Source organism: Nocardia aurea (assembly GCF_003123685.1).
GTDB lineage: Bacteria > Actinomycetota > Actinomycetes > Mycobacteriales > Mycobacteriaceae > Nocardia > Nocardia aurea.
Window position 1 is genome coordinate 1 of record NZ_QCYJ01000142.1, and the last position, 1,266, is coordinate 1,266.

General features: G+C 73.2%; 2 protein-coding genes. Both read left to right on the forward strand.

The window, feature by feature from the left end:
* Positions 1 to 960 (forward strand): ABC transporter ATP-binding protein (locus DAT37_RS36720; RefSeq protein WP_109529554.1); only part of this gene is annotated, 960 nt, incomplete at its 5' end.
* On the forward strand, positions 957 to 1,266 hold a 310-nt coding region (locus tag DAT37_RS36725; RefSeq protein ID WP_232840225.1), incomplete at its 3' end, for a hypothetical protein. The genes DAT37_RS36720 and DAT37_RS36725, both read left to right, overlap by 4 nt.

The window sequence follows — 1,266 nt, forward strand, 5'->3', positions numbered from 1 at the left end:
CCCTCCGGGTGCGGCAAGACCACGCTGCTGCGCACGATCGCCGGGCTGGAGACCGCCACCGGTGGCGCGGTCGTGATCGGCGACCGCGACGTGACGGGAGTGCAGCCGGGCGGCCGGGACGTCGCCATGGTCTTCCAGGACTACGCGCTGTTCCCGCACATGGACGTCTCCGACAACATCGCCTACCCGTTACGCGTCAAGAAGGTGGCCAAGGCCGCCCGCCGGGCCAGGGCCGCCGAGGTGGGGGCCCGCCTCGGCCTCGAACACCTCATGGACCGGCGCCCCGGCCGGCTCTCCGGGGGGCAGCAGCAGCGCGTCGCGCTCGCCCGGGTCATGGCGACCCAGGCGCAGGCGTTCCTGTTCGACGAGCCGCTGTCCAACCTCGACGCCCGGCTCCGGCTGGAGGCGCGGACGTTCCTGAAGAAGCTCCAGCGCGACCTGGGCGTCACCACCGTGTTCGTCACCCACGACCAGGCCGAGGCGCTGGCCATGGCCGACCGCATGGCCGTCATGGAGGCCGGGCACATCCGGCAGATCGGCACGCCGGCCGAGGTCTTCCGGCGGCCCGCCAACACGTTCGTCGCCGCCTTCATCGGGTCCACTCCCATGAACCTCCTCGACGGCGTCGTCCGCGATGGCAGGCTTGAGGTGGCCGGGTGCGCGCTGCCCGTCCCGTCGTCGGCCGAGGGCCTGCTCGCCGACGGCGAGAGGATCGTGTACGGCGTACGGCCCGAGTACAACGCCTACGCGAGCGAGCCGGCGGAGGGAGCACTGGGCGGAAAGGTGGCGATCATGGAGAACCTCGGGGCGTCCCACCTGGTGACGCTGGACGTCAACGAGGTGATGGTCCAGGTCGTCGTGCCCGAGGGCCGCGAGCCGGCAGTGGGCGACCAGGGCTACGCCGTGCCGCGCCGCGACCGGGCGCTCGTCTACCGCGACGGCGAGCTGGTGACCGGATGACGGTGATCAGGGGGCGCTGGAGCCTGGAGGACCGGCTGGAGCGGACGCTGCGCGAGGTGGCCTTCGAGGTGCCGCCGGGCACCGCCGCCGTGACCGTGCGGCTGGCCTTCGACCGGTCTCAAGGGGTGCTCGACCTCGGCTGCGGCTCGCCGACGGGGTTCCGCGGCTGGTCCGGCGGCGCCCGCGACGCCTACACCGTCACCGAGGGCTGGGCGACGCCCGGCTACCTGCCGGGACCGCTGGAGGAGGGCACCTGGCACGTGTGGATCCGGCTCCACCGGGTGCCGCCGGAGGGGATCGACTACA